Here is a 4,107-nt window from a genome sequence, read left to right on the forward strand (position 1 = left end):
CACGCCCGCGCACGGCGCCCTGGCAGCGCGCCGAGGCCGGCCTGCTGCGCGCCGCCAGCTGGCAGCGGCGCACCCTGCTCGGGCTGGTCGGCCTGGTCGCCGGCGTGCTGGCCCTGCTGTGCATCACCGCGCCCTTCGACTACGCCGCCCAGGTGGCGTTCGTCCTGCTGCTGTGGGGCCTGGCCATGCTGGTGCGCCGGCTGCCGGGGCGCTTCGCCCTGCTGCTGCTGGTACTGCTGTCGGTGCTCGCCTCCTGTCGCTACCTGTGGTGGCGCTACACCGCGACCCTCAACTGGAACGACGGCATCGACCTGACCTGCGGCCTGATCCTGCTGCTGGCGGAAACCTACGCCTGGCTGATCCTGATGCTCGGCTACCTGCAGACCAGCTGGCCGCTCAACCGCGAGCCGGCGCCGCTGCCGGACGATCTCGCCCGCTGGCCGACGGTGGACCTGATGATCCCCACCTACAACGAGGATCTGGCGGTGGTGCGCAACACCGTGCTCGCCGCCCTCGGCCTCGACTGGCCGGCGGACAAGCTGCGCGTGCACATCCTCGACGACGGCCGCCGCGACAGCTTCCGCCGCTTCGCCGCCGAGGTCGGCGCCGGCTACATCGTCCGCCCGGACAACCGCCACGCCAAGGCCGGCAATCTCAACCACGCGCTGACCTGCACCGACGCCGAGCTGGTGGCGATCTTCGACTGCGACCACGTGCCGGTGCGCTCCTTCCTGCAGCTCACCGTCGGCTGGTTCCTGCGCGATCCGCGGCTGGCGCTGGTGCAGACCCCGCACCACTTCTTCTCCCCCGATCCGTTCGAGCGCAACCTCGGCATCTTCCGCCGCCGGCCCAACGAGGGCGAGCTGTTCTACGGCCTGGTGCAGGACGGCAACGACCTGTGGAACGCGGCCTTCTTCTGCGGCTCCTGCGCCGTGCTGCGGCGCAGCGCGCTGGAGGAGGTCGGCGGGGTGGCGGTGGAGACCGTCACCGAGGATGCCCACACCGCCCTGCGCCTGCACCGCCGCGGCTGGAACTCGGCCTACCTGCGCATCCCCCAGGCCGCCGGCCTGGCCACCGAGAGCCTGTCGGCGCACATCGGCCAGCGCATCCGCTGGGCGCGCGGCATGGCGCAGATCTTCCGCACCGACAATCCGCTGCTGGGCCGCGGCCTGAGCTTCTTCCAGCGCATCTGCTACGCCAACGCCATGCTGCATTTTCTCGCCGGGCTGCCGCGGCTGGTGTTCCTCACCGCGCCGCTGGCCTTCCTGCTGCTGCACGCCTACATCATCTACGCGCCGGCGGCGATGATCCTGCTGCAGGTGCTGCCGCACATGGTCCACGCCAGCCTGGCCAACTCGCGCATGCAGGGCGCCTGGCGGCACAGCTTCTGGGGCGAGGTCTACGAGACGGTGCTGGCCTGGTACATCGCCTGGCCGACCACGGTGGCGCTGTTCGCGCCGAAGAAGGGCAAGTTCAACGTCACCGCCAAGGGCGGCCTGATGCCGGAGAACCAGTTCGACTGGCGCATCGCCCGGCCCTACCTGGTGCTCGCCGGCCTCAACCTGCTCGGCCTCGGCTTCGCCGTCTGGCGCCTGCACCACGGCCCGGCCGAGGAGGTCGGCACGGTGCTGGTCAGCGTCCTGTGGGTGCTCTACAACCTGCTGATCATCGGCGGCGCCGTGGCGGTGGCGGCCGAGGCGCGCCAGCTGCGCCAGAACCACCGGGTGCCGGCACGCCTGCCGGCGGCCCTGCGCCTGCCCGACGGCCGGGTCTACGGCGGCGTGCTGGTCGACTACTCCAGCGGCGGCGCCGGCATCGAGCTGCCCCTGGAGCTGGGCCTCGACGCGCAGACGCCGGTGCGCCTGCTGCTGCGCCGCGGCGCGCGCGAGTTCGCCTTCGCCGGGCGGCTCAGCCACTGCCTCGGTCGCCACGTCGGCGTGCGCTTCGAGGAGCTGTCCCTGCAGCAGCAGATCGACCTGGTGCAGTGCACCTTCGCCCGCGCCAACGCCTGGCTGGGCTGGAACGAGGGCTACCTCGAGGAGCGCCCGCTGCGCAGCTTCCTCGACGTGCTGGCGCTGGGCCTGAACGGCTACGTGCGCCTGCTCGAACACGCTCCGCCCGGCCTGCGCACCCTGCTCGGCGGCCTGCTGCGCCTGCTGCGCTGGTGCGCCAGCTTCCTGCCGCATCCGCCGCGCCCCCTTTCCCAACCTTCCGTGCGAGCCCTGTCCGTATGACCCTGTCGTTCAAGCCCTGGCTGGCTGCCCTGATCCTGTTCGCCTCGACCCGGGCCGCGCTGGCCGTCGCCGCGGCGGATACCGGCGCGCTGCCCGCCGCCCCGCTGGAGGCGCCGGCGGCGCTCGCGCTGACCGAACCGGTCGAGCCGCCGGTGCCGGCCTGGCAGGACAGCCGGCGCTTCGCCGAGCTGGGGCGCAACGCCGACGTGCTGCTGCTGGGCATCCGCAACAGCGAGCAGATCGAGTTCGGCCTGCGCCGCGACCGCCTGGTCACCGCCGCGCGGCTGAGCCTGGAGTACACCCCGTCGCCGGCGCTGCTGCCGACCCTGTCGCACCTGCGCGTCTACCTCAACGACCGCCTGATGGGCGTGCTGGCCATCGACCACGACCAGCCCGGCCAGCAGGTGCGCCGCGAGCTGCCGCTCGACCCGCGCCTGCTCGGCGACTTCAACCGCCTGCGCCTGGAGTTCGTCGGCCACTACGCGGAGATCTGCGAGGACCCGGCCAACAGCGCGCTGTGGCTGAGCCTCAGCCGCGACAGCGCGATCCATCTCGACGAGCAGGCGCTGAGCCTGCCCAACGATCTGGCGCACTTCCCGGCGCCGTTCTTCGATCCCCGCGACAGCGGCCCGCTGGAGCTGCCGGTGGTGTTCGCCGGCGCGCCGACGGTCGGCGAGCAGCGCGCCGCGGCGGTGCTCGCCTCGCACTTCGGCCGCCTCGCCGACTGGCGCGGCGTGCGTTTCCCGGTGCTGTTCGACCGCCTGCCGGCGGTCGCCGGGAAACGGCCGCCGCAGCCGACCCTGGTGTTCGCCACCAACGCCCGGCGGCCGGCGTTCATGGCCGACCCCGAGCGCTTCCCGGCGGTCGAGGGCCCGGTGCTGGAGCTGATCGACCACCCCGACAGCCCCTACGGCACCCTGCTGCTGGTGCGCGGGCGCGACGAGGCCGACCTGCAGCGCGCGGTCGAGGCGCTGGCGCTGGGCAGCCCGCTGCTGCGCGGCACCCGCGTGACGGTCGGCGAGCTGCCGCCGCCGACGCCGCGCCGCCCCTACGACGCGCCGAAGTGGGCGCCCACCGACCGTCCGGTGCGCCTCGCCGAGCTGCTCGACTACCCGCAGCAGCTGCAGGTCAGCGGCCTGCAGCCGGCGCCGATCAACCTCGACATCCACCTGCCGCCGGACCTGTTTGTCTGGCGCAACCAGGGCATCCCGCTGCGCACCCAGTTCCGCTACAGCGTGCCGGGCAACAGCGACGAGTCGCGGCTGGACGTCCACCTCAACGACCAGTTCATCGCCAGCCTCGCGCTGCCCGGCCGCGAGCAGCGCAGCGGCGTCGAGGAGATGCGCCTGGCGGTGACCGGCGAGGCCGAGGGCCTGCGCGAGAAGCTGCTGGTGCCCGCGCTCAAGGTCGGCGACCGCAACCGCCTGAGCTACGCCTTCAACTTCGCCAGCGTGCAGGGCAGCGCCCAGCGCGACCGCTGCCAGACCATGCTGCCGGTGGCGGTGCACGGCAGCATCGACGAGGCGTCGACCATCGACCTGTCCGGCTACCATCACTATCTGGCGATGCCCGACCTGCGCGCCTTCGCCCGCAGCGGCTTCCCGTTCAGCCGCATGGCCGACCTGTCCGAGACCCTGGTGCTGGTGCCGCGCCAGGCCAGCGAGGCGCAGGTGGCGACCCTGCTCGAGACGCTCGGCGGGCTGGGCGCGCAGATCGGCTATCCGGCCCTCGGCGTGCGCCTGAGCGACGACTGGCAGGCGGCCCGCGCGGCCGACGCCGACCTGCTGCTGCTCGGCGACTGGCCGGCGGAGCTGCGCGAGCGCGCCGACTTCGGCGTGCGCCTGGCGGCGCCCTACGACCGCCTGCTGGCCGG

At 73.2% G+C, this 4,107-nt stretch carries 2 protein-coding genes; both read left to right on the forward strand.

Annotated elements, in window-relative coordinates:
* Positions 1–2,234: UDP-forming cellulose synthase catalytic subunit (gene bcsA, locus E5198_RS20610; RefSeq protein WP_136491778.1), on the forward strand; the 2,234-nt coding region annotated here is incomplete at its 5' end.
* The coding region (bcsB, locus tag E5198_RS20615) for a cellulose biosynthesis cyclic di-GMP-binding regulatory protein BcsB (RefSeq protein WP_136491779.1) at positions 2,231–4,107 on the forward strand (1,877 nt) is incomplete at its 3' end. The genes bcsA and bcsB, both read left to right, overlap by 4 nt.

Origin of the sequence: Pseudomonas sp. A-1, from assembly GCF_004801855.1 — a bacterium.
Taxonomy (GTDB): domain Bacteria; phylum Pseudomonadota; class Gammaproteobacteria; order Pseudomonadales; family Pseudomonadaceae; genus Geopseudomonas.